Origin of the sequence: Halarchaeum rubridurum, assembly GCF_014647115.1 — an archaeon.
In the GTDB taxonomy this organism is placed as follows: domain Archaea; phylum Halobacteriota; class Halobacteria; order Halobacteriales; family Halobacteriaceae; genus Halarchaeum; species Halarchaeum rubridurum.
Genome location: NZ_BMOO01000002.1, coordinates 380067 through 405627 on the forward strand (window position 1 = coordinate 380067; position 25561 = coordinate 405627).

Annotated in this window: 25 protein-coding genes; 13 read left to right on the forward strand and 12 right to left on the reverse strand. The window is 69.4% G+C overall.

Annotation, left to right across the window (positions count from 1 at the left end):
• Positions 1 to 100: 100 nt before the first annotated feature.
• From IEX84_RS05295 to IEX84_RS05305, 3 genes are all read right to left on the reverse strand, one after another.
• A complete protein-coding gene (locus tag IEX84_RS05295) occupies positions 101 to 718 on the reverse strand; it encodes a TetR/AcrR family transcriptional regulator (protein WP_188870570.1) in 618 nt (205 codons plus the stop codon).
• Between the two features lie 97 nt (positions 719 to 815).
• Positions 816 to 1229 (reverse strand): DoxX family protein, encoded by a 414-nt coding sequence (locus tag IEX84_RS05300; protein ID WP_188870572.1) that lies wholly within the window; start codon positions 1227 to 1229, stop codon positions 816 to 818.
• Positions 1230 to 1589: 360 nt separating this feature from the next.
• On the reverse strand, positions 1590 to 2006 hold the full coding sequence (locus IEX84_RS05305; RefSeq protein WP_188870574.1) for a Rieske (2Fe-2S) protein: 417 nt from the start codon (positions 2004 to 2006) through the stop codon (positions 1590 to 1592).
• A gap of 250 nt (positions 2007 to 2256) precedes the next feature.
• Here IEX84_RS05305 and IEX84_RS05310 point away from each other — a divergent pair, with 250 nt between their 5' ends.
• The 3 genes from IEX84_RS05310 (at position 2257) to IEX84_RS05320 (ending at position 3952) form a co-directional block, all read left to right on the forward strand.
• Positions 2257 to 3009: a pirin family protein gene (locus IEX84_RS05310; RefSeq protein WP_188870576.1), complete on the forward strand. Its 753-nt coding sequence runs from the start codon at positions 2257 to 2259 to the stop codon at positions 3007 to 3009.
• A 72-nt stretch (positions 3010 to 3081) separates the two neighbouring features.
• On the forward strand, positions 3082 to 3645 hold the full coding sequence (locus IEX84_RS05315; protein WP_188870578.1) for an NAD(P)/FAD-dependent oxidoreductase: 564 nt from the start codon (positions 3082 to 3084) through the stop codon (positions 3643 to 3645).
• 73 nt (positions 3646 to 3718) lie between these two features.
• Entirely contained in the window at positions 3719 to 3952 is a 234-nt protein-coding gene (locus tag IEX84_RS05320) for a MarR family transcriptional regulator (RefSeq protein WP_188870581.1), read from the forward strand.
• 16 nt (positions 3953 to 3968) lie between these two features.
• On the opposite strand, the gene IEX84_RS05325 is transcribed toward IEX84_RS05320, so the two are convergent.
• Positions 3969 to 4364, reverse strand: a complete 396-nt coding sequence (locus tag IEX84_RS05325; protein WP_188870583.1) for a DoxX family protein — start codon at positions 4362 to 4364, stop codon at positions 3969 to 3971.
• Positions 4365 to 4970: 606 nt separating this feature from the next.
• On the opposite strand from IEX84_RS05325, the gene IEX84_RS05330 reads away from it, so the two are divergent.
• From IEX84_RS05330 to IEX84_RS05355, 6 genes are all read left to right on the forward strand, one after another.
• Positions 4971 to 6233, forward strand: coding sequence for an ABC transporter substrate-binding protein (locus tag IEX84_RS05330; protein ID WP_188870585.1), 1263 nt, complete (start codon positions 4971 to 4973; stop codon positions 6231 to 6233).
• Positions 6234 to 6241: 8 nt separating this feature from the next.
• Positions 6242 to 7264, forward strand: coding sequence for a branched-chain amino acid ABC transporter permease (locus IEX84_RS05335; RefSeq protein WP_188870587.1), 1023 nt, complete (start codon positions 6242 to 6244; stop codon positions 7262 to 7264).
• Positions 7261 to 8364 carry a branched-chain amino acid ABC transporter permease gene (locus tag IEX84_RS05340; RefSeq protein ID WP_188870589.1) on the forward strand — a complete coding sequence of 368 codons (1104 nt, stop codon included), beginning with the start codon at positions 7261 to 7263 and terminating at the stop codon, positions 8362 to 8364. Before IEX84_RS05335 ends, IEX84_RS05340 begins: the two co-directional genes overlap by 4 nt.
• A complete protein-coding gene (locus IEX84_RS05345) occupies positions 8361 to 9143 on the forward strand; it encodes an ABC transporter ATP-binding protein (RefSeq protein ID WP_188870591.1) in 783 nt (260 codons plus the stop codon). Before IEX84_RS05340 ends, IEX84_RS05345 begins: the two co-directional genes overlap by 4 nt.
• The gene (locus IEX84_RS05350; RefSeq protein WP_188870593.1) at positions 9140 to 9847 is read left to right on the forward strand and encodes an ABC transporter ATP-binding protein; all 708 of its coding nucleotides are present in this window, start codon (positions 9140 to 9142) and stop codon (positions 9845 to 9847) included. Before IEX84_RS05345 ends, IEX84_RS05350 begins: the two co-directional genes overlap by 4 nt.
• A 545-nt stretch (positions 9848 to 10392) precedes the next feature.
• Complete coding sequence (locus IEX84_RS05355) at positions 10393 to 11883, forward strand: aldehyde dehydrogenase family protein (RefSeq protein WP_188870595.1); 1491 nt, start codon at positions 10393 to 10395, stop codon at positions 11881 to 11883.
• A 194-nt stretch (positions 11884 to 12077) separates the two neighbouring features.
• Here IEX84_RS05355 and IEX84_RS05360 read toward each other — a convergent pair whose 3' ends face one another.
• A complete protein-coding gene (locus IEX84_RS05360; protein WP_188870597.1) occupies positions 12078 to 12716 on the reverse strand; it encodes an NAD(P)-dependent oxidoreductase in 639 nt (212 codons plus the stop codon).
• Between the two features lie 123 nt (positions 12717 to 12839).
• Positions 12840 to 13448, reverse strand: a complete 609-nt coding sequence (locus tag IEX84_RS05365) for a nitroreductase family protein (protein WP_188870599.1) — start codon at positions 13446 to 13448, stop codon at positions 12840 to 12842.
• A 302-nt stretch (positions 13449 to 13750) separates the two neighbouring features.
• On the opposite strand from IEX84_RS05365, the gene IEX84_RS05370 reads away from it, so the two are divergent.
• The 3 genes from IEX84_RS05370 (at position 13751) to IEX84_RS05380 (ending at position 18067) form a co-directional block, all read left to right on the forward strand.
• Positions 13751 to 15394 (forward strand): cadherin-like beta sandwich domain-containing protein, encoded by a 1644-nt coding sequence (locus IEX84_RS05370; protein WP_188870601.1) that lies wholly within the window; start codon positions 13751 to 13753, stop codon positions 15392 to 15394.
• A gap of 152 nt (positions 15395 to 15546) precedes the next feature.
• Positions 15547 to 16305: a helix-turn-helix domain-containing protein gene (locus IEX84_RS05375; RefSeq protein ID WP_188870603.1), complete on the forward strand. Its 759-nt coding sequence runs from the start codon at positions 15547 to 15549 to the stop codon at positions 16303 to 16305.
• Positions 16306 to 16594: 289 nt separating this feature from the next.
• Positions 16595 to 18067 carry an amidohydrolase family protein gene (locus tag IEX84_RS05380; RefSeq protein ID WP_188870605.1) on the forward strand — a complete coding sequence of 491 codons (1473 nt, stop codon included), beginning with the start codon at positions 16595 to 16597 and terminating at the stop codon, positions 18065 to 18067.
• Positions 18068 to 18127: 60 nt separating this feature from the next.
• On the opposite strand, the gene IEX84_RS05385 is transcribed toward IEX84_RS05380, so the two are convergent.
• Positions 18128 to 19180 carry a phytoene/squalene synthase family protein gene (locus tag IEX84_RS05385; RefSeq protein WP_188870607.1) on the reverse strand — a complete coding sequence of 351 codons (1053 nt, stop codon included), beginning with the start codon at positions 19178 to 19180 and terminating at the stop codon, positions 18128 to 18130.
• Between the two features lie 286 nt (positions 19181 to 19466).
• Between IEX84_RS05385 and IEX84_RS05390 the strand changes: the two genes are divergently transcribed.
• Complete coding sequence (locus IEX84_RS05390; RefSeq protein ID WP_188870609.1) at positions 19467 to 20903, forward strand: MATE family efflux transporter; 1437 nt, start codon at positions 19467 to 19469, stop codon at positions 20901 to 20903.
• 81 nt (positions 20904 to 20984) lie between these two features.
• Here IEX84_RS05390 and IEX84_RS05395 read toward each other — a convergent pair whose 3' ends face one another.
• The 5 genes from IEX84_RS05395 to IEX84_RS14695 form a co-directional block, all read right to left on the reverse strand.
• Positions 20985 to 21566 (reverse strand): response regulator, encoded by a 582-nt coding sequence (locus IEX84_RS05395; RefSeq protein WP_188870611.1) that lies wholly within the window; start codon positions 21564 to 21566, stop codon positions 20985 to 20987.
• A gap of 183 nt (positions 21567 to 21749) precedes the next feature.
• Entirely contained in the window at positions 21750 to 23117 is a 1368-nt protein-coding gene (locus IEX84_RS05400) for a hypothetical protein (protein WP_188870613.1), read from the reverse strand.
• The gene (locus IEX84_RS05405) at positions 23114 to 23707 is read right to left on the reverse strand and encodes a hypothetical protein (protein WP_188870615.1); all 594 of its coding nucleotides are present in this window, start codon (positions 23705 to 23707) and stop codon (positions 23114 to 23116) included. The genes IEX84_RS05400 and IEX84_RS05405 overlap by 4 nt, the downstream gene beginning before the upstream one ends.
• Before the next feature lie 43 nt (positions 23708 to 23750).
• Positions 23751 to 25286: an arginine/ornithine antiporter ArcD gene (arcD, locus tag IEX84_RS05410; protein ID WP_188870617.1), complete on the reverse strand. Its 1536-nt coding sequence runs from the start codon at positions 25284 to 25286 to the stop codon at positions 23751 to 23753.
• 76 nt (positions 25287 to 25362) lie between these two features.
• Positions 25363 to 25491 carry a hypothetical protein gene (locus IEX84_RS14695; RefSeq protein WP_268237632.1) on the reverse strand — a complete coding sequence of 43 codons (129 nt, stop codon included), beginning with the start codon at positions 25489 to 25491 and terminating at the stop codon, positions 25363 to 25365.
• Positions 25492 to 25561 lie beyond the last annotated feature (70 nt).

Sequence of the window (25561 nt, forward strand, 5' to 3'; positions counted from 1 at the left end):
ACGTGACGTACGCTCCCTGCCCCCTAACCTTCTTCGCACGCCGCCTCGGCCCGGGTGCGAGCGCCGTTCGGGTCTCGCCCGCCGCGTCGCGTCGCGCCGGTCACGCCGCGTCGCGTTCGAGCGCCGAGAGGACGAACTCGTCGATGGCGCGCCGCGATTGGGTCGGTGCGTCGTCGTGGCCGAGCGAAATCTTGCGCGCCCGCGCGGCGTGGATGACGTCCGTGATGAGCTGCGTCATGTCGTCGACGTCGACGTCGGCGAAGACGCCGCGCTCGATCCCGGCTTCGAGGACGCGCGCGATGTTGCCGCGGATGGTCTCGTAATGCTCGTTGAACGCCTCGCGGTGGCGCTCGTCGTGGCGGGCGTGCGAGAAGAGCTCGTGGTAGACGCGCATCCGCTCCCAGTGGTCGAAGTCGCCGACGTCGGGCCCAAAGAGACACTGATCGAGGCGCTCGTCGAGGACGGCCCACGGGTCGGCGTCCGCGGGCACCGCGGGGTCGCTCTCGTACTGCGCGACGAGATATTCGAGGAAGGAGGAGATGAGGTCGTGCTTCCCGTCGAAGTGATAGTGGATGAGCGTGCGGCTCTTCTCGAACTCCTCGCCGATGTCCCGGACGCGCAGGTTGCTGTACCCGTGTTCGCTGAGCGCCCGAAACGTCGCCTCCATGATCGCCTCCCGCGTCTCGGACGACGATTTGGACGTGCTCGAAGCGGTCATACGAGAACGTACGGTTGAGAGCCTTATACGACTTGTGAGGTCCGCGTCGGTCGCCGCGACCGGGCCTCTCGCGGCCCGCGCGGGCGCTTCGCGGGGCTCAGAAGAGGCCGACGCCGAGCCCCATCGTCCAGTCGTTCGTGGCGACCGAGGCGAGGATGAGCGCGCCGCCCGCCATCGCGATGTTCTTCTGGAAGTTGTTGACCTCGCTCTGGCGCTGCTCCTCGTCGACGTTCCAGAAGTCGTGCATCAGCACGGCGGAGACGACGAGGAAGACGGCGAGTACGACCGCGGCGACGGCGGGGAAGACCCCAACGACGACGCCGAGCCCACAGGCGACGAGGAGGACGCCCGAGGCGAGCACCGAGAGCTTCGGCGCCGGTAGGCCCTTGTACTCGGCGTACTGGGCCATCCCCTCCGTCCCGGTGAAGTGCCCGATGCCGGTGTAGGCGAGGACGCCGCCGAAGAGGAGGCGGCCGACGACGAGGAGGACCCCTTCGAGGCCCGTGCTCATCGCCCGCTCACCGTCGTTTCGTCGTTCGGTCCGTTCGCGTCGGCCGACGTCGCGGCTGTCGTCATACCCCCCCCAACGGTCGGTTCGGTCATCCGTCTTACGATTCGGGACGCGTGACGGCCGGCCGCGACGACGGTTTCGGGGGACGGAGCGGCTCTCGACGCCGACGCCGGACACGAACGAACGTATCAATTGAAGCAGAAATAACGGTCGTTCGCGTCGTCAATCGCTCGCTGTTCGGCGAGTCGGCCAGCTTCGCCGGAGCTATTTGACCGAACGGTACACGTCCTCGACCAGACGGTACAATTGATTTACACGTGTATGGCTGTCCGGTCGCCCGCCGCCGACGGCGGGCGCGCCTCAGAAGGAGAGGTGCGACGTCGAGCCGGGCCCCTCGTCGTCGTCGCGCGGGCCCGCGTGGAGGAAGGTGTAGTCGTCGTCCGTGAGGTAGACTGTCCCCTCATCGACGGCGATATCGACGGATGGGAGGGTGGTGCCCGCGGCCTCGCCGTTGTCGCACTCGCCGGTGCAACTGTCGAAGAGCGACCCGTGTTTCGGGCAGATTATCTCGCCGTCGCGCATCGGGGCGCCGTCACCCCGGTCGAAGCGTTGGCTCTCGTGCGGGCAGTTGTTCACCCAGGCCTCGACGCCCGGGTCGTCCTCACAGCGGACGAGGATGACCTCCTCCTCGTTCGTGAACATGTCCTCGGCGGTGAAGAGGTACGAGCCGAGCTCGGGCACGTCGTCGAGCGACGCTATCTCGGTTCCGTCGACCATGCGGTCGGGAGGGCCGACGCGGTCAAAAGCGTGCTGCCCGGGGACGGCAGGCGGGCCCGGGGCGATCCCATGTGTATGCCAACCCGGTGTTTGCCCGCCGTCCCGCGATTGCAGCGTCTGCCGGCGTTCCGACGAACGCCATCTATCCGTATCCCCCTGCCGCGGAAAAAGTTTACTGTATGGTTAGTCAGCGCCGGGTTCGGGCTCCGCGCCCGACAGCCTTTACCATCTGGTAAACGTAGTTCGGCGCATGGCACGCAACGAGACGCCGCGCGGTCGCGAGGAGCCGGTCGCCGGCCGGACCGTCCAGCACGGGACGGGGGTCCAGTCGAATCGCGCCTTCCCGACCGAGGCGTACCCCCACCACCTCGACCCGTTCGTCCTCTTCGAGCGCTTCTACATCGACCCCGACAAGGGGTTCCCGATGCACACGCACAAGGGGTTCGAGATCGTCTCGTACATGATCGAGGGCGGGATGGAACACGAGGACTCCCTCGGCGTCGAACACACCGCCTACGAGGACGAAGCGATGCGAATCACCACCGGACGGGAGATCAGTCACTCCGAGTTCCCGGCGGACGGGCGGGCCTGCAACGGCCTCCAGCTCTGGGTGAACCTCCCGCGCGCGAAGAAGGACGTCGAACCCGACTACGTCGACGCGAGCGCGGCCGAACTCCCGACCGAGACGCACGACGGCGCGACCGTCACCACCGTCGTCGGCGAGGGGTCGCCCATCGACCTCCACACGGAGATGGCGTACCTCGACGTCCGCGTCTCCGATACGTGGACGTGGTCGGTCCCCGACGGCTGGACCGGCTTCCTCTACGGCGTCGAGGGCGAGGGGACCGTCGACGGCGACGCGTTCGGCGTCGGCGACCTCCTTCCCGTCACCGACGCCCGCGACGTCACGGCCGCCGCGGACGACGGCACCGTCCGGTTCGTCGCCGTCGCCGGCCGGCCGCACGACGAGCCGATACAGCAGCGCGGCCCCTTCGTCCTCTGAGGCGCGACGCGTCCGGCGCACCGACTTTACCAGATGGTAAGGCTCTTTACCGAGGCGGTGTGAGTGGCGTGTATGGTAGACGTCGCAATCGTCGGCGGCGGTCCCGCCGGCCTCAGTGCCGCACAGTTCGCCGCGAAGAACGACCTCGAAACGGTCGTCTTCGACACCGACGAGTCGTGGATGTACCGCGCGCACCTGTTCAACTACCCCGCGATTCGCTCCATCAGCGGCGAGGAGTTCCTCCTCATCGCGCGCGACCAGGCCCGCGACCGCGGCGCGGACGTCCACGAGAACACCGAGGTCACGGCCGTCGAGCAGGACGGCGACGGCTTCGTCGTCTCCACCGCGGACGAGGAGTACGACGCGGACTACGTCGTGCTCGCCACGGGCGCGAACCGCGAGCTCGCCGAGGACCTCGGCTGCGAGTTCACCGACGAGGACGTCGTCGACGTGAACGTCGACATGCAGACGAGCGTCGATGGCGTCTACGCGACCGGCGCGATGGGCCGCGACACGAAGTGGCAGGCCGCCATCGCCGTCGGCGACGGCGCGTCCGCCGTCCTCGACATCCTCTCGAAGGAGAAGGGCGAGTACTACCACGACTTCGACGTGCCCGACGACGTCCCCGAGCTCTGAGGCGACGCGAGACGGCGCGGAACCCCGCGGGCGTATCGGCCTCGAACGACCACGCGACCACTAGTACACAGGGATGGACGACGAGACGGCGACGCAACTGCCACCGAGCGCGAAACTCGTACTGAAGGTACTCGAACACGAGGGCGCGCTGACGCAGAAGGACATCATCGAACGCACCCGCCTCTCACAGCGGACGGCTCGCGAGGCGCTCGAACGCCTCCAGGAGAACGACGTTATCGAGAAGGAGATGTACATCCCCGACGCTCGCCAGGACCTCTACAGCCTGACCGCGACCGCCGAGGAGTAGACCGGAACCACCGTTCTCAGCGCCGCCAGGCCTCGCGGAGTGCGATGAGGACGCCGCCGAGCATCGCCAGGTTCCCGAAGAACGCGAGGCGCTCGCCGCTGCGTCCCTCGTCGGGCTCTTTCGTCCAGAAGTCGTGCATCGTCAGCGTTACGACCGAGAGGAACGTCGCGGCGGCCCCCGTGGCGAGCCGCGGCAGTCGCCAGAGGGCGATACCGAGCCCCGCCGACACCATCGTCCCGGAGGCGAGCGGCGCGAGGAGCGAGGGCGCGGGGACCCCCGCCGACTCCGCGTAGTCGACCGTATCCTCCATGTCTCGGAAATCCTCCGTGGCCTGTAGCGCGAGGCCGAGGCCGAGCGCCACGCGCCCCACCCGGGAGAGCGACGCGCCACCATCGTCGTCGTCGGTCGTCATGCGCCACACTACCGGCGGGACGCCCAAAAACCTACGTGCGTCCGTGGACGAACGTACCGGACAGAACTATACGAAATCATAGTAGTATCGTAATACGGGACGTCTCGGAGAGCATACGTCACTCGCTCTCCACACGTAGCCTGAGCGCGGCACAAACGGAGGTAAATTCTCTAAAGATGTGTCTCGATATAGCTCCGCCATCGTGAGGTGGGATAGTAGAATCATACGTAGATTGTCTATTAGTTAAAAAGCTCGAAATACGCGAATACAATAGCCGCGTTCGTGGGTCGACCGAACCGGGGTTCGAGACGGCCGCGCTTCCGCGCTCGACGCGCCCGGGCAACCCACTCGTTTGCGTATCGCAGACGAGTCCGCGTGAATCCTCGCTCCTTTACGTGAATACGGCCGTAATCACGTCCCTCGGTCGGCGGTCGAGCGTGCGTCGTGCGCGTCGGCGTCGTGGCTTCGGCGCGACGGCGTCCCGAACCGTTTGTATATCGCAGACGACTCGCGACGCCGGGCGTCGTCCGTGCCACGACACCGGTGACGAACCCCCAAATCGCATCCATAACAATCTTTATAAGCACACGTTTGAATTACGGTGGTATGCCGAAGATTACCAGACGACGCGCTCTCGAAGGTCTCGGTGCGGCGGGTATCGCGGGCCTCGCCGGCTGTTCCAGCGGCCCCGGCGGTGAGGGGTCAGGTTCGGGGGGGACGACGACCGGTAGCACCGGCCCGATGGAGATTACGCTCGGTCTCTTCACGCCGAACAGCGGGGCGTTCGCGCCGTGGGGGCCGTCGCTCGAAACGGGCACGCGTCTCGCCATCCAGGACCTCGAAAACGAGCTCGACGTCTCGGTCGGCCTCGAGGTCTACGACACGAAGACGGACCCGAGCGGGGCGCTCGACGCGATGAAGCGCGCCGTCACCGCGGACGGCATCGACTTCGCGCAGGGCGGCATCAACTCCTCCGTCTGCACGAAGATCGGGACGTGGGCGTCCGACAACAACGTCTCCTACATCGGGCAGGGCGCCTCGGACTCCCTGCGCGGCGAGGCCTGTCAGCCGTTCATGTACATGGTCTATCAGACGAACCACATGATGGCGACCACCATCGGCCGCGAGATGGCCGACACCACCGACAACTGGTACGTCCTCTACGCGGACTACGTCTGGGGGCACAACGCGGAGCAGGTCGTCACCAGCGCCGTCGAGGAGAACGGCGCGACGGTCGTCGGGAAGGACGCGACGCCGTTCCCGAACGACGACTACACCCAGTACATCAACAACGTCGCCAACTCCGACGCGGACGGCGTCGCGCTCCTCATCCCCGGTCCGGACGCCTCGCGTGCCGTGAAGCAGATGCGCAATCAGGGGCTCACCGACATCACGATCGGCGCGCAGATGCTCGAGGATATGGTCTTCTGGGGGCTCGACCACGAGGCCGCCGCGATGGTCGACATCGCTTCGATGGGGTGGGTGAACACCATCGACGGCGTCGGCGACTTCAACGACCGCGTCGCCGAGGCGGGCGAACTCGACCCGTTCGTGCGTCACGCGAAGTCCTACACCTCCGCCGACCAGCACGTCCGCGCGGCGGTCCGCGCCGGCTCCACGCGCGCCGAGGACATCCGCGAGGAACTCGAAGGCCACGAGGTCCAGAGCGCCGCGAAGGACATCCACGGCGGCGGGGAGATGTACTGGCGCGCGTGCGACCACGAACTCGTCTCGCCCGTCTTCAGCGCCACCGCGCGGGAGGCGAGCGCCATGCAGGACGACCCCTACAAGCAGTGGTTCGACGTGACGGACACGACCCCCGGCGACGACGTCGTCCGGTCGTGTGAGGAGACCGGCTGCACCCTCTGATTCCCCCGATGTCCACGTCTTCGTCTCGCACACTCGGACTCGACCGTCTCTCCGCCGGCGGCGCGGCCGTCTGGGGGGCCATCGCGCTCCTCCTCCTCGTCGCTCTCGCGGTGGAGCCCGGCCTGTTCGTCGATCAGTTCGTCGGCGGCCTCGTCTACGGGATGACGCTCGTGCTCATCGCGCTCGGGCTCTCCATCATCCTCGGACTGCTCGGCATCGTGAACTTCGCGCACGGCGCGCTGTTCATGCTCGGCGCGTACTTCACGTATCAGCTCATGGCGCTCTGGGGTCTGCCGTTTTGGGTCGCGCTCGTCGTCGCGCCCCTGCTCGTCGGCCTCGTCGGCGTGCTGATGGAGCGACTCGTTCTCCAGTGGCTCTACGACGAACCGCCGCTCGCCGGCCTGCTCGCCGCGTTCGGTATCGCGCTGATGATTCAGGAGGCGACGCGCGCCATCTGGGGCGACACGCCACTCTCGGTCGCCACGCCGGCGGTCCTCGCGCAGAGCGCGGACCTCGCCGTCACGACCGTCGCGCGCATCCGCCTCTTCAGCGTCGTCGTCGCCGCGCTCGTCGTCCTCGGGGTCTACCTCCTCATCGAGCGCACCGACTTCGGCCTCTCCGTCCGCGCGGGCGTCCAGGACCGCGAGATGGCGGGCTTCCTCGGTATCGACATGCCGCGGCGCTTCGTCCTCATGTTCTTCCTCGGCGCCGTCATCGCCGGAATCGGCGGCGTCCTCCAGGGTACCGCCGTCGGGATGAGCCCGACGATGGGCCAACAGTACATCATCATCACGTTCGTCGTCGTGGTCGTCGGCGGCATCGGCAGTCTCTTCGGGAGCGTCGTCGCCGGCCTCCTCATCGGCGAGGCCGTCTTCCTGACGCCCCTCGTCCTCCGGTCGCTCGCCGACGTCACCGGAGTCGGCGCGCTCGCCGTCCCCGGCATCGGCGGGCTCGTCCCGTACCTCGTGATGATACTCGTGTTGCTCGTGCGCCCGCGCGGGCTCTACGGCCAGGAGGGGTTCATGGAATGAGCCGCGACGCCACCGCCGGCGTCCTCGAACGCCTCGGCGCGGTCGAACTCGGCGTCTGGCAGGTCCCGCTGGGGCTCCTCGCCGTCGCCGTCCTCCTCCGTCCCGTCGTCTCGCACGACCTCATGCTCGGCTACCCGCAGGTGGCGACCTCCTTCCTCATCTGGATGATCATCGTCGCCTCGTTCAACCTCCTCATGGGGTACACCGGGTTGATATCCTTCGGGCACGCGATGTTCATGGGTATCGGGACGTACTCGGTCGCCATCGCCCTCTCCAGTTTCGCGGTGCCGTTCCTCGTCGCCGCGCCGCTCGGCATCCTGCTCTCCGCGGGCGTCGCCTACCTCGTCGGCCGCCTCATCGCGCACAAGGGCGAAATTTACTTCGCCATGCTGACGCTCGCGTTCGCGAAGTCCGCTCACTTCGTGGCGAACTACAACCCCGGCGGTCTCACGGGCGGGACGACCGGCCTCGCGGACGGGACGATGCCCGCGTGGATCGAGACCTCGCGCGGGTTCACGTACGTCGCCCTCGGCGGCTTCCGCATCGACTGGTACTGGGCGGTCGCCGCGGTCTTCGTCGTCGGGATGTTGCTCCTGTGGCAGCTCGTCCGCTCGCCGTTCGGGCGGACGCTCGTCGCCGTCCGCGAGAACGAGGCGCTCGCGCGCGCGATGGGCGTCGACGTCCGTCGCTACAAGGTCTGGGCGTTCACGTTCGCGGCCGCGTTCGCCGCGCTCGGCGGCGTCCTCCTCGAAATCAACAACCAGGGCGCGACGCTCTCCGAACTCTCCATCGTGACGAGCGGGAACATCATCATCATGGCGGTGCTCGGCGGGGCGAACTACTTCTTCGGCCCGCTCGCCGGCGTCTTCGTCTGGATGTTCGTCGAGGAGTACCTCGCGGACTTCCACACGCTCGTCCTCCCGCTCACCGAGGTGCCACTCGCCCGCATCGAACTCGCGGGCGTCCTCGTCTACTGGCAGTTCTTCCTCGGCCTCCTGTTCGTCGTCGCGGTGCTGGTCTCGCCGCGCGAGGGTATCCTCGGGTTGCTGAAGACGGTCCTGGGGCGACTCTCCGCCCGCATCCGGGGTGAGAGCGAATGAGCGACGACGCCGACCCGCGCTCGGCCGCCCTCGGGACCGAGGGGCTGAGCAAGCACTTCGGCGGCATCGTCGCCGTCGACGAGGTCGACCTCGCCGTCGAGTCCGGCGAACTCCGCGCCATCATCGGCCCGAACGGTGCGGGAAAGACGACGCTGTTCAACGTCGTCACGCACGCCCTTGCGCCGACCTCGGGGTCGGTCTACCTCGACGGCGAGGACGTTACGGACGTCCCGCAGGAGCGTCGCCCCCACCTCGGGCTCGCGCGCTCCTTCCAGAGCAACGAACTGTTCGCCGAACTCAGCGTACTGGAGAACGTCCGAGTTATCGCGCAGACGGCCGCGGACGGGACGTTCTCCTTCTCCCTCCTCGGCGACGGGCGCGCCGTCCGCGCGGACGAGGCGCGCGACATCCTCGCACGCGTCGGCCTGAGCGAGCACGCCGAGACGGAAGCGAAGAACCTCTCGCACGGCGACCAGCGCCGTCTCGGCATCGCCATGGCCATCGCCACCGAGCCGTCGGTGTTGCTCCTCGACGAACCGACGAGCGGGATGGGCCCCGGCGAGAGCCGCGAGACGGTCGAGCTCGTCCAGTCGCTGCAGGACGACCTCGGATTGACGGTGTTGATGATCGAACACGACATGGAAATCGTCCTCTCGGTGAGCGACCGCATCACGGTGTTGAACCGCGGCTCCGTCCTCGCCACGGGCACGCCGGACGAGATACAGGGTGACGACGACGTACAGGACGCCTACCTCGGCGGCGTCCGGGAGGAACTATGAGCCTCCTGGAGGTCCGCGACCTCGACGCCGGCTACGAGACGGGACAGGTCCTCTTCGGCGTCGACATCGACGTCGAGCGCGACGAAGTCGTCTCGCTGCTCGGGCGCAACGGCGCGGGGAAGACGACGACGATGCGCTCCATCGTCGGCGCGGACGAACCGACGGTTCGCGGCGGCTCGGTCACGTTCGACGGCCACGACCTGCTCGCCACGAAGACCCACGACATCCCGCGCCTCGGCCTCTCACTCGTCCCCGAGGCCCGCCGGTGCTTCGGCGACCTCACGGTCACGGAGAACATCCGACTCGCGGCGAACCACGCCGAGGACCCCCGCTCCATCGAGGCGATGTTCGAGCGCTTCCCGGAACTCGACGACATGCGCGACCGGGCCGCGAAGAACATGAGCGGGGGCGAACAGCAGATGCTCGCCATCGCGCGTAGCCTCGTGACGAACCCCCAGATGATTCTCCTCGACGAGCCCTGCGAGGGGCTCGCACCCTACATCGTCCGGCGTATCGAGGACATCATCCAGGAGATAAGCGAGAACGAGGGGGTCACCATCCTGCTCGTCGAGCAGAACGTCGCGGTCGCGCTCGCGACGGCCGACCGGCACTACCTCATCGACGAGGGCCACATCGTTGATGAGGTGACGACGGAACGCCTCCGCGAAGACGAGGAACTCCGCCAGCGCTACCTCGGCGTCTAGTCCCGACGTCTGCCGCCCCTTCGGCTCGGCGTCGTCGGTCCTCTCCCGTCTCCGACCCGTCCGCGACTTTCGACCCCGCGCCCGACCGCACGGCCACCCATCCGAGACGGTCGTGGACGGAACCGCTTGCTCGAATAGACAATAGAAAATAAATTATTGAATACTGATTGTTATCGGTGAAGTCAGATACGGGAGGCACTAAATAGGCTCAAAGCTGCTCAAACCAGTTACTAGCTGATAAGAAGATTTATACTATATTGATATTTTAGATATATACGACTCGAACAGGAATTAATTGTCAATCGATATTTCTTCCGTCGGACCGATTTTCTCGTCGCGTCGCACCACCGCCTCGTCGTGACGCCGCGCTCGCCGCTCGCGGTAACACGTGGTCGTCGCGCGCGCGGCGACCCGGGTCCGCACGCGCACCTCGAGCCCCCGTCGGGGTGGCTCACGACCGCTGACACGTCCGCTGGTTGGCAATCGGTAACACCTTCCCCCTTCCTCCCTGCTTTTAAGTGGTTAGACCATACGGTCAGAGTACGATGTCGAATGACTTCTCGGTCGACGCGGAGTGGGACAAGCTCTACATCGGCGGCGAGTGGACGGAGAGCGAGAGCGGCGAGACCATCCCGAACGAAGACCCCTCGACGCGCGAGGTCTTCACCGAGGTCGCCGCCGCGACCGAGGCGGACGTCGACGCCGCTTACGAGGCCGCCGCGGCCGCCCAGGAGGAGTGGGCCGACGCGCCGCCCGCGCGACGACAGGCCGTCGTCGAGCAGTTCGACGAGGCCGTCCAGAACCACCGCGACGAGATAATCGAGCTCCTCGCGCACGAGGTGGGCGGCTCGGCGATCATGGGCGAGACCTCCATCCAGATCGCGGGCGACCACGCGAGCGAGGCCGCGACCCTGCCGCGCCGCATGAAGGGCGAGCACGTCACCTCCAACATCCCCGGCAAGGAGAACCTCGTGCAGCGCGAACCGAAGGGCGTCGTCACGGTCATCTCGCCGTGGAACTTCCCGCTGAACCTCTCGATGCGCGCGGTCGCGCCCGCCATCGCCGCCGGGAACGCCGTCGTCCTCAAGCCCTCGACGGAGTCCCCCATCACGGGCGGCCTCCTCTTCGCCAAGCTCTTCGAGGAGACGGATATCCCGGACGGCCTCGTCAACGTCGTCACGGGCCGCGGCTCGGAGATCGGCGACCACATCGCCTCCCATCCGGAGAGCGACGTCGTCTCCTTCACCGGGAGCACCGAGGTCGGCCAGCACGTCGCCGGCCTCGCCGGCGAGAACCTCGCCGTGCCCGCCATGGAACTCGGCGGGAACAACGCCTTCGTCGTCACCGACGACGCAGACCTCGACCGCGCCCTCGACGGCGCGACGTTCGGCTCGTTCGTCCACCAGGGGCAGGTCTGCATCTCCATCAACCGCCACATCGTCCACGAGGACGTCTACGACGAGTACGTCGAGCGGCTCACGGAGCGCGCCGAATCGCTCCCGCTCGGAAGCGCACACGACGACGACACCATCGTCGGCCCCATCGTCAACGAGAGCCAGCGCGACGAGATGCTCGACTACGTCGAGCGGACCGTCGAGCAGGGCGCGACGCTCGAAACCGGCGGCGAGACCGCCGACCTCGACGGCGTCGATGACTCCCTCGTCGTGAAGCCCACCGTGCTCTCCGGCGTCACGAACGACATGGCGGCGGCGTGCAACGAGCACTTCGGCCCCATCGCGCCCGTCATCCCCTTCAGCGACGTCGACGAGGCCGTCGAACTCGCCAACGCCACCGAGTACGGCCTCTCCGGTGCCGTCCACTCCGGCGACCTCGAAGTCGCGAAGGACATCGCCGACCGCATGGAGACCGGGAACGTCCACATCAACGACCAGCCGATCAACGACGAGGCCCACGTGCCCTTCAGCGGCATCGGTGCCTCCGGCGTCGGCACGTACAACAGCGACGCCTTCCTCCACGAGATAACCGAGACGAAGTGGATTTCGATCCAGCACGACGCGCGCGAGTATCCCTTCTGATCGACCTTTTACTGTGAGCGCGCGTCGCGCGCTCCGATAAAAGCTCGACCAAAAGCCCGTCGTGACCCCCTTCGGGGGCCACTCGGACCCGAGCGCGGGGCGCTCGGGGGGACGCGAAACCCCGCCGCACCGCGCCCCGCCGTCAAAAACGTTTTTCGACCCGGTATCGTGCTTCTCGCACCGTATTTCTGCCCTCAGTAGCCCGTGGCGAGGTAGGTGTGGACGCCCTGCGGGTCTTCGAGTTCGTCGACGAGCGCGAGCGCGAAGTCCTCCATCGAGATGTAGCTCTCGCCCTCCTCGTCGGTGACGAGTTCGCCCTCGGCGGTGCGGTAGTCGCCGGTGCGCTCGCCGGGCTCGATGAGCGCCGCGGGCGCGAGGTACGTCCAGTCGAGGTCGTCGGCTTCCCGGAGGATGTCGAGGGCGTCGATGGCGGCGCTCGCTACCGGCTCCCACTCGTCGGGGAACTCCGGCGTCTCGATGAGCGGCGTGCCGTCGCCGGCGTCGAGGCCGCCCGCGCCGCCCGTCCAGACGAGTCGCGTGACGTCCGCGCGGCGCGCCCCGTCGATGGCGGCGCGCATCATCTCGGAGAGGATACCGGGGTCCTCGTCGTCGCTGGGGCCGAGCGCCGACGCGATGGCGTCGTGGCCCGTCGCGAGCTTCGTGACGTCGTCCGCGTCCGTCGCGTCGCCGGCGACCGCGACGAAGTCCGGGTCCTCGATGTCATCGATATCGCCGCTCCGCGAGACGCCGGTCACGCGGTGTCCCCGCGACAGGAGTTCGTCCGCGACTCGGTGGCCGATACGTCCGCTCGCGCCGAGGAGGAGTACGTCCATCTCGGCTGTTCCGTCCACGCCCGCGCGTATAGCGTTTCGCCAAACGGCCGGCACCGCGGGTTTCGGCGCTCGCGGTGCGACCTCTCCCGAGTCGGTGACGCGTCGCGTCTCTCTGCCGGGCCGTCAGAAGCCGCCGCGGCTGACGATTTCGTCGAGCGGTTTTCGCCCCTTCGGGAACTCCTGATCGCGGAGGTCGGCCGGGAGTTCGGTGGCCGGCGCGCGCTCGCCGATGGCGATCATCGCCTCGACGTCGTACGTCTCCGGGACGTCGAGGTCGTTGGCTGCCGCCTCGTGGTCGAAGCCGCCCATCGGGTGGACGACCAACCCCCGGCGCGCCCCCTCCAGGGCGAGGTTCTCCCACGCCGCGCCCGCGTCGAGGCTGTGCGACGACAGCGACCGCCCCTTCTCGTCCGTCGTCTCCGAACAGAGGAGTGCGAGCACGGCGGCGTCGGCCGCCCACGAGCGGTTGAACTCGTTGAGGAGGTCGACGAACGTCTCCCACTCCTCGTCCCCCCGCGCGGCGTACGCGAACCGCCACGGCTGGCTGTTCCGCGACGACGGGGCCCACCGCGCGGCCTCGAACAGCGGACGGTACTCGGACTCCGGGATCGGCTCGCCCGTCATCGCGCGCGGCAACCAGCGATTGACGAACAGCGCGCCGACGTCCGCGCTCGGCTCGCGGTGCGCGGCGACCTCGTCGGTGAGATCGTGCGACGGATCGGTGTCTGTCATACTACGGGATAGCCCGCTCGCCGACATATCGCCTTTGACCCCGGCGAGTCGATCGTCGTTCGTGGCCGCCGTCTCCGTCGCTGCTCCGTCGCCTGCGGCCGCCACCGCGTCTCCCGGTCGTTCCTCGCGGTGGCTCGCCCGGCGCACGCCCCGCCCGTGACGACGGGATATATACGCCCGGACGCGAACGGTACGAACGTGATGACGCGCCCTCCACGGATACCGACGCGCCCCGCCGTGCGCCCCGCAGCGCGCCCCGCAGCGCTCCCCGCAGCGCTCCCCGACACCGGCGGTGGTCGCCGATGAGTTCGCGAGGCCCCGACACCGACCCCGACCCGTTCCGCATCGAGAGCGACGTCGAGCGCTGGCAGGTGGTCGCCGGCGCGCTCGTCGCCGTCGTGTTCGGAATCCTCTCGTTCCCGAGCGTCCACGGCGCGCTCTACGGACTCCTCGTCGGGACGCCCGCCCTGCTCCAGTGGGGACTCGTCGCGCTCGTCCTCGGCGCGGTCGGCTACCGCCGGCGGAGTCGTCCGCTCGTGATGGCCGCACTCGCGGTCTTCGTCGTCCTCGGCCTCTTCGCGGGGCCGGTCGTCGGCGGCATCTACGCCCACGAGGACGTCGCGGACGAGATGAGCGCGGACGCGGCGCAACTCGATACGCTGCCCAATACGTCCGCCGACAACGTCCGGATGCTCCCGCGGAGCGTCGCGGACAACTACGCCCAGTCCTCGATGCAGTACCCGCAGTACCGGCTCACGGGCTCCGACATCACGTACCGGAACGGCACCTACGAGTGGTCGTACGGCGTCGTCCCCGACGCCTTCCTCGTCTCCGTCCTCGGGAACCAGCGCGGCGCGATGTACGTGAACATGACGACGACGGACAAGGACATCACCACCGAGGAGACGCGCTTCGAGAACGGCCGCGGCCAGCTCTTCTTCGACTCCTACCGGTACAAGAGCGTCCTGAGCGCGCCGCTCGAACGTCACGACTGGGAGACGACGTTCAACGCCCGCGCGAACGGGACGAGCTACATCGCCCACTCGACGACGACCTACGAGTGGAAGGTCCGGTTCTTCCCGCTCCCGCAGCTCTACGCCGTCCCGCAGTTCGGCGGCGTCGAGGTGATGCGCCCGGACGGCTCGATTAGCCACCTCACGCCCGCGGAGGCGGATGCGTCGGCGCTCCTCGACGGGCAGAACGTCTACCCCTACTCGCTGTCCACCTACCGCGTCCGGTCGATGCAGTACGTCCACGGCCCGCTCAACAAGTGGTTCTGGAAGGAGGACGTCCTCACGGTCGCGGAGCTCCCCGAGGGCGGCAACGAGTGGCCGCTCGTCGTCCCGACGGACACGCAGAACGGCCTGACGTACTTCGTGGCGACCGAACCCACGGGGAGCGGGAACGGCGTTTACCAGATTTGGACGTTCGACGGGCAGACCGGCGAGGTGGGCGTCCAGCAGTACGACGACGCCCAGATAGGTCCGCAGCGCGCAATCGACTTCGTCTCGCGCAACCCCGAGGTGAACCGCCTCTCGAACGCGCGGGCGGTCTCGCCGATTCCGATAGTGAAGGGCGACGCCCTCTACTGGCACGTGAAGGTCGTCCCGCGCAGCGACTCCGGGGTCACGTACACGGCGTTCGTGAACGCCGGGACGGGCAACGTGACGATTCTCGAGGGCGACCGCCCGGTCTACGCCTTCATGACGGCGGCCGAAGTCGACGCCGTCGAGGGCGGGGCGGGCGGCTCCGACGGCCCCGCCTCGACGGCGAGCGACACGACCGTCCGCGTCGTCGTCACGGACGCCGACGGGACGATCACCGGGACGCAGAACATCACCGTCCCCGAGGGCGGCGACGTCCAACTGACGGTCGAGAATCGGGCCGACGGGAACGCGAGTGCCAACGGGACCGCGAGCGCGGACGGCGACGCGGCGGCGGCCTGACGCGCGTCGTCTCTCGACCGGCTTCCCCGGTGCCCGCCGTCCCGCCGCCCCGCCACGCCGACGCGCCGACGCGCCGACGCCTCGTCGCGTCGTCCCCGCGTTGGAACATACCAACCGAACCGATATATACGCGAGCGCCCCACGCGATACGTATGCGCGAGTTCGCCTTCACCGTCACCTACGAGCGGGGTGCGGACGAGCTGATGGACGTCTTCATCGACCACCCCGGGCTCTCCTCGCGGACGGTCTCCTGTCACGCCACCGACGACGCCATGTGGCGCGTCGACGAGGTGACCGGCCCCGAGGAGGCGCTCGCGGCCTACGACGGCGTCCTCTCCGGCGTGACGCGCTGCTCGAACCTCCGCGGGATGGGCGGCTGTACGCTCGACTGGCGCTACGAGGTGCTGGAGGAGACGCCGACGAGCCGGCTCGTCTACTCCCAGCAGTCCGAGGGGCCGGGCTGTCGCTCCATCCCCTACCTCGTCGCGGACCACCTCGGCGACGGCGTGCTCATCCACGCAGAACAGCACGGAAACGAGTACGTCTGGCGCATCCTCGCCGACGACGACGCCGCGGTGAGCGCGGTGTACGACGAACTCGAACGGAACCTCCGCGAGGGCCTCTCCATCGACTTCGACCACATCGAGCGCGCGACGAACTGGTCGAAACACGGCGTCGACGACGCCGGCCTCTCCCCGACGCAGCGCGCGGCGCTCGAACTCGCTGTCGAACACGGCTACTACGAACAGCCGCGACGCAACTCCCTCCAGGAGATCGCGGCGATGGTCGACATCCCGACCTCCACCCTCCAGTACCGCCTCACCAGCGCCGAACGACACGTCGTCGAGTCCTTCGTCGGCGACGACACGCGCTTCGACCCCGCCTCGCTCGCCTCCGCGGCCTCGCAGTAGCGCCGCCGAAGCCGGCCACTCGACGACTCGCACGCTTCCCCCTCTTCCTTCTCCCTTCACTCGCCGCGTCTCCGTTTTCGCGTCCCGACTGCGCCACCTCCGGCGACCCGTTCGCCGTCGTTGCTCTCCGTTGCTCTCCGCCGCCGCCGCTCGCGCGCCCGTGCCCCCATCGGCCGGGCCGACAGCCGCGCCGTCGGCCGATTCGCGGCGACGACTGCCGCCGTCCGCCCGCGGTTGGAACATACCGAACGAGGCCATATCTCCCTCCCCCCGCAAGCAGAAACCGTCCATGGCAGACGACACCGACGCATCGAAAGCTGGCGTATCGCGGCGAAGCTACCTGAAGGCTGGCGCGGCGGGCCTCGCGTCGCTCTCCTTCGCGACGGGGGCCGCCGCGGGACAGGAAGCGGACGCCCCCGGCACCGCGAACGCCGGCGGCGCGACGCTCATCAAGGGGGGGACGGTCGTCACGGTCGACCCCGACCACGGCGTCTACGACACCGCGGACGTCCTCGTGCGCGGCGGGGAGATTCGGCGCATCGAGCCGAACATCTCCGCGCCCGGCGCGGACGTCATCGACGCGAGTGACGCCATCGTCGTCCCCGGGTTCGTCAACGCCCACCTCCACACGTGGGAGTCCGGCGTCCGCGGCGTCGCGGGCAACTGGACGTTCATGGAGTACCTGGAGAAGATGTTGGGTAACATCAGCAGCCACTACCGCCCGGAGGACGCCTACCTCGGCAACCTCTTCGGCGCGGTCCAGCAACTCAACGCCGGGACGACGACGATCCTCGACTGGTTCCACATCGCCAACACGCCCGACCACACCGACCGCGCCATCGACGGCCTGCAGGACGCCGGCGTCCGCGCGCTGTTCACGCACGGCCCGCCCGGCGACGACAGCGCGAAGTGGTGGGAGAACAGCTCCGTCCCGCACCCCGACGACATCCGGCGGCTCGCCCGCGAGCGCTTCCCGAGCGACGACGGCCTGCTCACGCTCGCCATGGGTGCGCGCGGTCCCGACTACTCCACGGACGAGGTCACGCGCCACGACATCGAACTCGCGCGCGAACTCGGAATCCCGGTGTCCATGCACATCGGGTCGCTCGGTCCGGGCGGCGTGGCGAAGCTCGACGACCTCGACCTCCTCGGGAACGACCTCAACTACGTCCACGCGAACCGCCTCACCGACGAGGAGTTCCGCCTCATGGGTGCCTCCGGCGGCTCCATCTCGACCACCGCGGAGGTCGAACTCCAGATGGGGATGGGGATGCCCGCCATCGGTGACGCCGTCGACGCCGGTGCAACGCCCTCCGTCGGCGTCGACATCGTCTCGAACGTCAGCGACGACCTCTTCACGCAGCTCCGCACGGCCGTGCAGGTCGAGCGCGGCCTGCGCAACCAGCCCGCCGTCGAGCGCGGCGAGCAGATTCAGGACGTCACGCCGACGGCGCACCGCGCGCTGGAGTACGCGACCATCGAGGGCGCGCGTGCGCTCGGCCTCGCCGACCGCATCGGCTCGCTGACGCCCGGCAAGCGCGCCGACATCACCATCATCGACGGCGAGGACCTCAACACCGCCCCGGTGCACAACCCCGTCGAGACCGTCGTCTTCCAGGCCGGCATCGAGAACGTCGACACCGTGCTCGTCGACGGGACCGTCGTCAAGCGCAACGGCCTCGTCCACAACGCGACCGCGCAGAACCACCTCGACCGTCTCGAACAGTCCGGCCGCCGCATCCTCCGCCAAGCCGACCTCTGAGGCACCGAGACGCTTACCCGGTTTTCCCCCATCGTCCCTTCTCGCCGCCGCCGTCGCTGCTCAGTTCTCGTACTCGTGGAGCGGCCGGCGTTCGATTCGCGCCCGCAACTCGCCGAGCGACGGGCTGGCGTCGCCGGCGAACTGCGCGCAGACGGCCGCGACCTCGGCGTGCGTGATCTTCACGTTCCCCTCGGTGACGACGTCGGCGGGGCGCGCCTTGAGCTCGCGCAGCGTCCCGACCGCGAGCAGGTAGGGAATCGCCCACGCCGCGATGGTGTTCCCGCGCGTCTCCGGCATCGCGTCGAGCCACGTCTTCGCGCCGTCGAGGTAGCCCTCCGCGTGCTCGGCGACGCGCGCTATCACGGGCGCGACCGCGGCGCTCCGCTCGGGGTCGGCGAGCGCCGCCGGGGTGACGCCGTGCGCGTCGAGGAGCTCCGTGGGGAGGTAGACGTTGTTCTCCTCCTCGAAGTCGCGCGCGGCGTCCTTCGCCACGTTGACCAACTGGAGGAGCATCGCGAACGCCGTCGCGTTCTCCTCCAGCGGCGCGCGCGTCGCCCGTGTCGCGCCGCGCGAGACGAGCCCCGTGACGAGCTCGCCGACCGTCCCCGCCGCGTACCAGCAGTACTCCTCCAGTTCGTCGAGCGTCCCGATACGCAGACCGCCCGCGTCCGCGTACCGCTCGACGAACATCGCCATCCCCTCCGTGAGTTCGCGGACCGCCGGGCGAATCGTCTCGCGCGACTCCCGTTCGAGGTCGCAGAAGACGCCGACGACCCGGGGCGCGTTCGCCACGACCGTCCAGTCCGCGTCGGGGTCGTCGGGCACCCACTCGTCGACGTCCTCGCGGAACGCCTCCACCTCCGCGTCGTCGTCGGGGTCGAGCGCCCTGCTGTACAGTTCGAGGAGTTCCGCCTGCGCCGCCGGAGGGACGTGGGTCGCGTCCTCGACCGTGTCGGCGACGCGACAGAGGAGGTAGCCGACGCAGATTTCGCGCGCCATCGGCTCGTCGAGTTCCTGAATCGTCAGGCTGAACGTACGCGATACACCGTGTACGGCCTCGTAACACCACGCGACGTCGTCCGCGAGCGACCGATTGGGGCGGTTCGGCGGCATTCGAGCGTACAGAGACGCCGTCCGAAGAAAAATGAGCGGGGTCCGCGGTCGCCCACTTCGCGTCGGCGCTTCGCTCCTCGTCGCCCGCCGCCCCCCCACCCCGTGCCGTCGCCCCTCACGGAAGACCTTTGACTGATTAGTCAGTAAAGACGGTAATGCGAGACGAGCACGGTATCGGGGGGCGACCGACGCGGAACCGCGGGGACGCGGCGCGCGCGAAGCGCGTGCGGCGGCGCGTTCGCGGTCCGGGTTCCGGCGCGTCCGCGACGCGGGGGGCGGGGCGCTGATGGGCGTCCGCGACCGAATCGAGCGGCTGTTCAAGGGGCCCGAGGAGTTCGACCTGACGAGCGGCGGAATCGCCCGCCCGCTGTTCTTCCTCTCGCTCCCCATCGTCATCACGAACCTCTTCCAGACGGCGTACAACCTCGCCGACACCTTCTGGCTCGGCCAGTACAGCACCGACGCGCTCGCGGCTATCAGCTTCGCGTTCCCGATGGTCTTCCTCCTCATCGCCCTCGGGTTGGGGCTCTCGGTCGCCGGGAGCGTCCTCGTCGCCCAGTACACCGGCGCGGGCGCGGAGGCCGAAGCCGAGTACGCCGCCTCGCAGACGGTCACGTTCGCCGTCCTCGCCTCGCTCCTCCTCGGGGCCGGCGGCTACCTCTTCGTCGACGAGTTCCTTGCGGTCATGGGTGCCTCCGCAGACGTCCTCCCGATGGCGACCGGCTACATGGAGATAATCTCGCTCGGTCTCTTCTCGATGTTCGGCTTCGCCGTCTTCGTCTCCCTCATGCGCGGCTACGGCGACACCGTGACGCCGATGCTCGTCATGTTCGGCTCCGTCGTCCTCAACATCGTCATCGACCCGTTCCTCATCTTCGGCTGGGGGCCGTTCCCCGCCCTCGGCATCGAGGGCGCGGCCATCGCCACCGTCTTCTCGCGCGCACTCGCCTTCGCCGTCGGCCTCGCCGTCATGTTCCGCGGGACCCGCGGCGTCCGTATCTCCCTCCGCGACATGGCCCCCGACCTCACCTACCTCCGACGGCTCGCCCGCATCGGCATCCCGGCGTCCGTCGAGGGAACGGGGCGCGCGCTCTCGATGAACCTCCTCCTGCTCATCGTCGCGTTCTTCCCGGACACCGTCGTCGCCGGCTACGGCATCGGGACGCGGGTCTTCTCCGTCGTCTTCCTGCCCGCCATCGCCGTCGCGCGCGGCGTCGAGACGATGACGGGGCAGAACATCGGTGCGGGCGAACCCGACCGCGCCGAGCGGGCCGCCGGCCTCGCCGCCAAGACCCTCTTCTTCGTCCTCACGGGCGTCGGGGTCGTCGCGTGGGTCTTCGCCGTCCCCATCGTCGGCGTCTTCACGACCGACCCCGCGGTCGTCGACGCCGCCGCGACCTTCGTCCGCTACGTCGCGTTGACCTTCGGCTTCATGGGCGTGATGCGCGCCTACACCGGGAGCTTCCGCGGCGCCGGCGAGACGCTGACCGCCGCGGCGCTCTCCGTGGTGATGCTCGGCCTCGTCCGCTTCCCCATCGCGTGGGTCGCCTCCGGATGGGTCGGCGAGACGGGTATCTGGCTCTCCTTCGCCGTCTCGAACGTCCTCGGCGCGCTCGTCGCCTACGCGTGGTACCGCCGCGGGGGGTGGCGCGGCGGCGACCTCACCCGCGAGCGCGTCGACGTCGAGGACGCCGCGATTGAGGGGCCGTCGACCGACGGCTGACGCGTGGGCCGCGCGCTCGTCGTGGTGCCGGCGGCCCCGACGTCCCGAGCGCGCCCGACCCCACCGTGTCCGCCGTTCCGCTCACTCGGGAGCCGCGATGTCGCGGTAGAGCGCCGCCGAGCGCGCCGGGTCCTCGACGATGGCGGTTGGAACCGTGATGCTCGTGCGTAGCGAGTCGAGCTCCTCGACCAGTGAGACGTACCGCTCGTCGTCGCGCAGCGACTCGGGGTCGTGAGCCGCCTCCAGGGCGGCGCGCCGGGACGCGAGCGCGTAGTAGCGCGCGACGTCGCACTCGTAGTGCCGCCGCTCGTCGAGGGCGTCCACCGTCTCCACGAGTCGGTCCCCGTCGACCGGCTTGACGAGGTAGTCGTCCACGTCGACCGTCGCCACCTCCAGTTCGGGGTCGACGCCCGTGACCGCGGCGACGAACGCCCCGTCGGTCCGCGCGTCGAGGTCGTCGAGGTAGTCGAGCCCGTCACCGTCGGGGAGCCGACGGTCGAGCACGACGATGCCGACGGCGGGGTCCGCGACGTCGAGCGCCTCCGCGCCGCTCCCTGCCGTCCGGACGGTGTACCGGCTCTCCAACCGCGCCGCGTACAGCGTCCGCAACTCCGGGTCGTCCTCCGCCACGAGCACTACCGAGCCCGTGTCATCCTCTCCCATAGCTCGGCGTATGCGTCTGACGGGGAGGTATCTTTCCCTGATATAGAATGCCTATTAAGTTCCATCGCGCCCGAATCCATAACGAACGATTATTCCGTACCACGGCGTCCGGCGTCGGCGGGGCGGCGTCACTCCGCCCCCACCGCGCCCGTTCGGTCCGTCGTCACTCCCTCGACTATCGGCTCACGAGCCGCCGCGCACGGCGTCCGCGACGCGTTCGAGGACCGGCGGCGCGGCGGCCGCGACGCGGCGCGCGTACCCGTAGTCGGCGTACACGTCGTCCGCGAGGTACCCGTCGCTCACGCCGTCTCGCGCGTCCCGAACGTCGCGGTCGGTCCAGCGGAGTCGGGCGTGCACGCTCGCCGCGATCCGCGACGCGAGCGGCTCGGGGCCCGTCTGGCGGAGTTCGCGGAGCGCGCCGACGGCCGCGTCGCGCTCGGCCGCGATGGCGTCGACGGTTTCGGGCCTCGCGTACGCGCCGTCACGGATCGCGGCCCGCGCGTCCGCGAGGGCGGCTTCTTCGACGAGCGCGTGCATCGCGGCCGTCACGGCCAGCGGATACCGGCCCGCGTCCCGCTCGTCGGCGACGTCGGTCGCGTGCCGCCACCGCGACCGGCGGAGGTCGCGCAGGAGGGTCGCGGCCGCCGTCCCCGCGATCTCGCGGTCCATCCCCGCCCCGACGTCGTTGAGGTCGGGTCGGTCCGTCACGTCGGCCGGGAGCGCGCCGGCGAGCGCGGCGGCCGCGGCGGCGAACCGCCCCCTGTGGTCGACGGGCTCGGCCAGCGTCCCACGGTAGTGCGCCGCGAGCCGTCGGGCGTCCGCGAGCGCCGCCCGTCCCCACTCGACGTCCTTCGCCCGCGTGCCGACGCGGAGGACGTCGTTCCGGGGGTCGAGGGCGTCCGGTTCGGTCGAGGAGAGGACGCTGGCCGCGTCGGCCCGCCACGACCCGATCTCGACGTGTTCGACGAGCGCGGCCACGGGGTCGTCGCCGCCGACGTACCGGCGCTCCGACTCGAAGGCCGCCAGCGCCGCCGTGACGCGCTCGCGGCGCGCGGCGACGTCCGCGGCGGTCAGTTCGCCGTCGAACGCCGCGAGTCCCGCGTGGACGAACATCGCCTCCCCGCGCGGGTAGGCGAGCCCGGAGACGGCGTCGAGACGATTCGACGACTGCTCGGCGAGCGCTTCGCGGGCGCTCTCGCTCTTCTCGGCGAGACGGTCGCGGACGACCGCGTTCGGCACGCGTGAGACGTCGCCGGCGCGGAGCGTTCGGACGCGCTCGCGGGCGTCCGCGACGTGCTCGCGCGAGGGCTGCACGGGGACGCCGACGGGCGCGTCCGGCAGGGGATCGAGCGTCGCCGCGAGCGCGTCCGCGTCGTAGTCGGGCGGCGCCTCGTCGCCACCGAGGAGCCCGCCACACCCCGCGAGCGACGCGGTGAGCGCCGCTCCGGTCGCGGCGAGAACGCCGCGGCGCGAGGACCGCCCGTGCGGGTCATCCGCCGACCCGGCGCGCCGCTCGTGGCCGTCGGCTCGCCGCTCGTCGCCGCCGCTCACGCCGACTCACTCTCGTTACGGTAGCGCTCCGGGACGGGACCGCACCGCCCGCCGTACCCTACCGTGTGACTGCCGTACTCGTCGGCGGCGAGCGGGAGCCGGACGAGCACCGCCGCGTGGTGGCGCTCGTCGCGCTCGCAGGGCGTGTGCGCGTCGCGGACGACCCGGCAGAACTGGACGTCCGGGTCGCCGTCCGCGTCGAGCGCGACGTACTGCAGCCGGCGGCGGTAGCACGCGTCGATCCCGGTCTGCGAGACGAGGATCGACTCGCGCTCGAACGCCGTCTCGGCGACGAGGCGGCGGGCGGCGGCGACCTCGCTCGCGCCGAGCGCGTCGGTCGCGTACGACAGTTTTGCGGCGTCAGCGTCGCTCCCGACCGTGCCGAGCGAGAGGTCGCCGTCGTCGTCGGTCGGCCCGACGAGTGGCGGGCGCGCGCCGGTCGTGCGTAGCGTGGCGTGCGGGACGTCGTCGAGGAGGCGGCCGCGCTCCGCGCCGTGGTCGCGTTCGCGCGCGCTACAGCCCGCGAGGGCTGCCGCGAGCGCGCCGCCGGTCGCGTGGAGGAGGGACCGCCTGGAGGGCGTTCGGACCATCGCGGGTGAATCCCGCACCCGGACGGTCAAGAAACGTGGTGCCTCAGCTCTCGCCCGCGCCGGGTTCGGGCGTCTCGACGCCTTCCTTCGTGCGGATGCGCCACCCCGTGAACCCCATGACGAGGAGGATGGCGGGGCTGAGGAAGCCGAAGAAGTAGTAGGGGGCGTACCCGAGGAACTGGAGGTCGAGGAGCCCGCCGCTCCCCACGCTGACGCCGAGCGGGACGACCCCGAGGACGCCCGCCATGTAGACGCCACCGGAGTTCCACGGGACGAACGCGCTCGTCGTGGTGCCGGCGGCCTCGACGGCGCGCGAGAGGTTCGCGGAGTCGAGGCCGAAGTCGTCGTAGAGGCCGCGATAGGTCATCCCGGGGACGACGATGCTGATGTACTGGTCGGCGGCGAGGACGTTCATCGAGAACGCGGTGACCGCGGTGGTTGCGGTGAGTGACCCGACCGAGCGCGCGCGCTTCGCAATGGCGTGCGCGACGGCGGCGAGGACGCCCGAACGCGTGAGCATCCCGCCGAGCGCGAGCGCCGCGAGGACGATGGTGACGACCCACGACGCGCCCGTGAGCCCCGACGAGGAGAGGAGGCTGTTCACGAGGTCGGAGGACGTACTCGGGCTCGTCCCGGACTGCGCGACCGTGAACGCGTGGGTGACCGGCCCGCTGTGGAAGGCGAGCGGGGCGGTCGTGACGACCGGCCCCTCCTGGAAGACGACCGTCGTGGCGATTCCCGCGAAGACCCCGGTCCCGAGCGAGGGGAGCGCCGGGACCCCGTAGAGCGCGAGCGCGAACGTGAGGACGAGCGGGAGGAGGACGACGACGCCGACGTCGTAGCTCCCGACGAGCGCGCCGCGGATGGCGTCGACCTGACCGACGGGGATGTCGCCGCCCGCGTGGAGCCCGAGGGCGGCGTAGCCGACGAGCGCGACGAGGAACGCGATTCCCGTGCCGACGCGCATCGCGTCGACGTGCTCGAAGAGGTCGGTCTCCGTCGCCGCCGCCGCGAGGTTCGTCGTGTCGCTGAGGGGACTCTGCTTGTCGCCCGCGTACGCCCCGGAGAGGATCGCGCCTGCGGTCATCGGCGCGGGGATGCCGAGACCGTGACCGATGCCGATAAAGGCGACGCCGAGCGTGCCGGCGGTCGTCCACGAGGAGCCGATGGAGAACGAGACGACGGCCGCGAGGGCGCACGCCGCGGGGAGGAAGACCTTCGGCGTGAGGACGCCGAGACCGTAGTACATGATCGCGGGGATGGTGCCGGCGGTGATCCACGTCGAAATCAGCGCGTAGACGACGAAGAGGATGAGTACCGCCTGTAAGCCCATCGTGATGCTGTCGGCCGCGCCGTCGTAGAGGTCCCGCCACCCGAGGTCGAACCACCGGCGCGCGCAGAGCGCGGTGAACGCGACGCCGAGGAGCAGGGGGAACTGCGGGTCGAGGCCGAAGACGAGTCGTCCGATGCCGAGGAAGCCGAGCATCCCGACGACGGGGACGAGCGCCTGCGCGAGCGACGGGCGCCGCTCCGGCGGGAGTTCCTCGTAGGACAGCGGGTCGAAGTCGAGGTCGCTCATGGTTCCGTTCACGCGCACTCGGGAACGGTCGCTCTTGTGGGTGTCGTCTCGGAGGAAGCGAGGGGCGAGCGCCGCCTCAGGAACCGAACGCGATTCCGTCGTCGACCGTCGGGTGACAGTCCGAACAGACGAACCCGTCGAACCCGGTATCGGTGTGTTTCCAGAGCTGTCGTGGCGAGCCACCGCAGCGGTCACACGTGGACATCGCAATCACGGGTTCTCCGCTGCGATACATAGTCGTTCCGCTCGGGTCCACGCCCGCCGGAACTGGACAC

Coding starts and splice junctions, on each gene's coding strand:
- IEX84_RS05305 (WP_188870574.1), bottom strand. CDS start 2,006: ATGGTCGACGGAACCGAGATAGCGTCGCTCGACGACGTGCCCGAGCTC.
- arcD (WP_188870617.1), bottom strand. CDS start 25,286: ATGAGCGACCTCGACTTCGACCCGCTGTCCTACGAGGAACTCCCGCCG.
- IEX84_RS05315 (WP_188870578.1), top strand. CDS start 3,082: ATGGTAGACGTCGCAATCGTCGGCGGCGGTCCCGCCGGCCTCAGTGCC.
- IEX84_RS05340 (WP_188870589.1), top strand. CDS start 7,261: ATGAGCCGCGACGCCACCGCCGGCGTCCTCGAACGCCTCGGCGCGGTC.
- IEX84_RS05405 (WP_188870615.1), bottom strand. CDS start 23,707: ATGGTCCGAACGCCCTCCAGGCGGTCCCTCCTCCACGCGACCGGCGGC.
- IEX84_RS05320 (WP_188870581.1), top strand. CDS start 3,719: ATGGACGACGAGACGGCGACGCAACTGCCACCGAGCGCGAAACTCGTA.
- IEX84_RS05355 (WP_188870595.1), top strand. CDS start 10,393: ATGTCGAATGACTTCTCGGTCGACGCGGAGTGGGACAAGCTCTACATC.
- IEX84_RS05360 (WP_188870597.1), bottom strand. CDS start 12,716: ATGGACGTACTCCTCCTCGGCGCGAGCGGACGTATCGGCCACCGAGTC.
- IEX84_RS05365 (WP_188870599.1), bottom strand. CDS start 13,448: ATGACAGACACCGATCCGTCGCACGATCTCACCGACGAGGTCGCCGCG.
- IEX84_RS05390 (WP_188870609.1), top strand. CDS start 19,467: ATGGGCGTCCGCGACCGAATCGAGCGGCTGTTCAAGGGGCCCGAGGAG.
- IEX84_RS05295 (WP_188870570.1), bottom strand. CDS start 718: ATGACCGCTTCGAGCACGTCCAAATCGTCGTCCGAGACGCGGGAGGCG.
- IEX84_RS05370 (WP_188870601.1), top strand. CDS start 13,751: ATGAGTTCGCGAGGCCCCGACACCGACCCCGACCCGTTCCGCATCGAG.
- IEX84_RS05310 (WP_188870576.1), top strand. CDS start 2,257: ATGGCACGCAACGAGACGCCGCGCGGTCGCGAGGAGCCGGTCGCCGGC.
- IEX84_RS05375 (WP_188870603.1), top strand. CDS start 15,547: ATGCGCGAGTTCGCCTTCACCGTCACCTACGAGCGGGGTGCGGACGAG.
- IEX84_RS05325 (WP_188870583.1), bottom strand. CDS start 4,364: ATGACGACCGACGACGACGATGGTGGCGCGTCGCTCTCCCGGGTGGGG.
- IEX84_RS05350 (WP_188870593.1), top strand. CDS start 9,140: ATGAGCCTCCTGGAGGTCCGCGACCTCGACGCCGGCTACGAGACGGGA.
- IEX84_RS05345 (WP_188870591.1), top strand. CDS start 8,361: ATGAGCGACGACGCCGACCCGCGCTCGGCCGCCCTCGGGACCGAGGGG.
- IEX84_RS05385 (WP_188870607.1), bottom strand. CDS start 19,180: ATGCCGCCGAACCGCCCCAATCGGTCGCTCGCGGACGACGTCGCGTGG.
- IEX84_RS05300 (WP_188870572.1), bottom strand. CDS start 1,229: ATGAGCACGGGCCTCGAAGGGGTCCTCCTCGTCGTCGGCCGCCTCCTC.
- IEX84_RS05380 (WP_188870605.1), top strand. CDS start 16,595: ATGGCAGACGACACCGACGCATCGAAAGCTGGCGTATCGCGGCGAAGC.
- IEX84_RS05330 (WP_188870585.1), top strand. CDS start 4,971: ATGCCGAAGATTACCAGACGACGCGCTCTCGAAGGTCTCGGTGCGGCG.
- IEX84_RS05335 (WP_188870587.1), top strand. CDS start 6,242: ATGTCCACGTCTTCGTCTCGCACACTCGGACTCGACCGTCTCTCCGCC.
- IEX84_RS14695 (WP_268237632.1), bottom strand. CDS start 25,491: ATGTCCACGTGTGACCGCTGCGGTGGCTCGCCACGACAGCTCTGGAAA.
- IEX84_RS05395 (WP_188870611.1), bottom strand. CDS start 21,566: ATGGGAGAGGATGACACGGGCTCGGTAGTGCTCGTGGCGGAGGACGAC.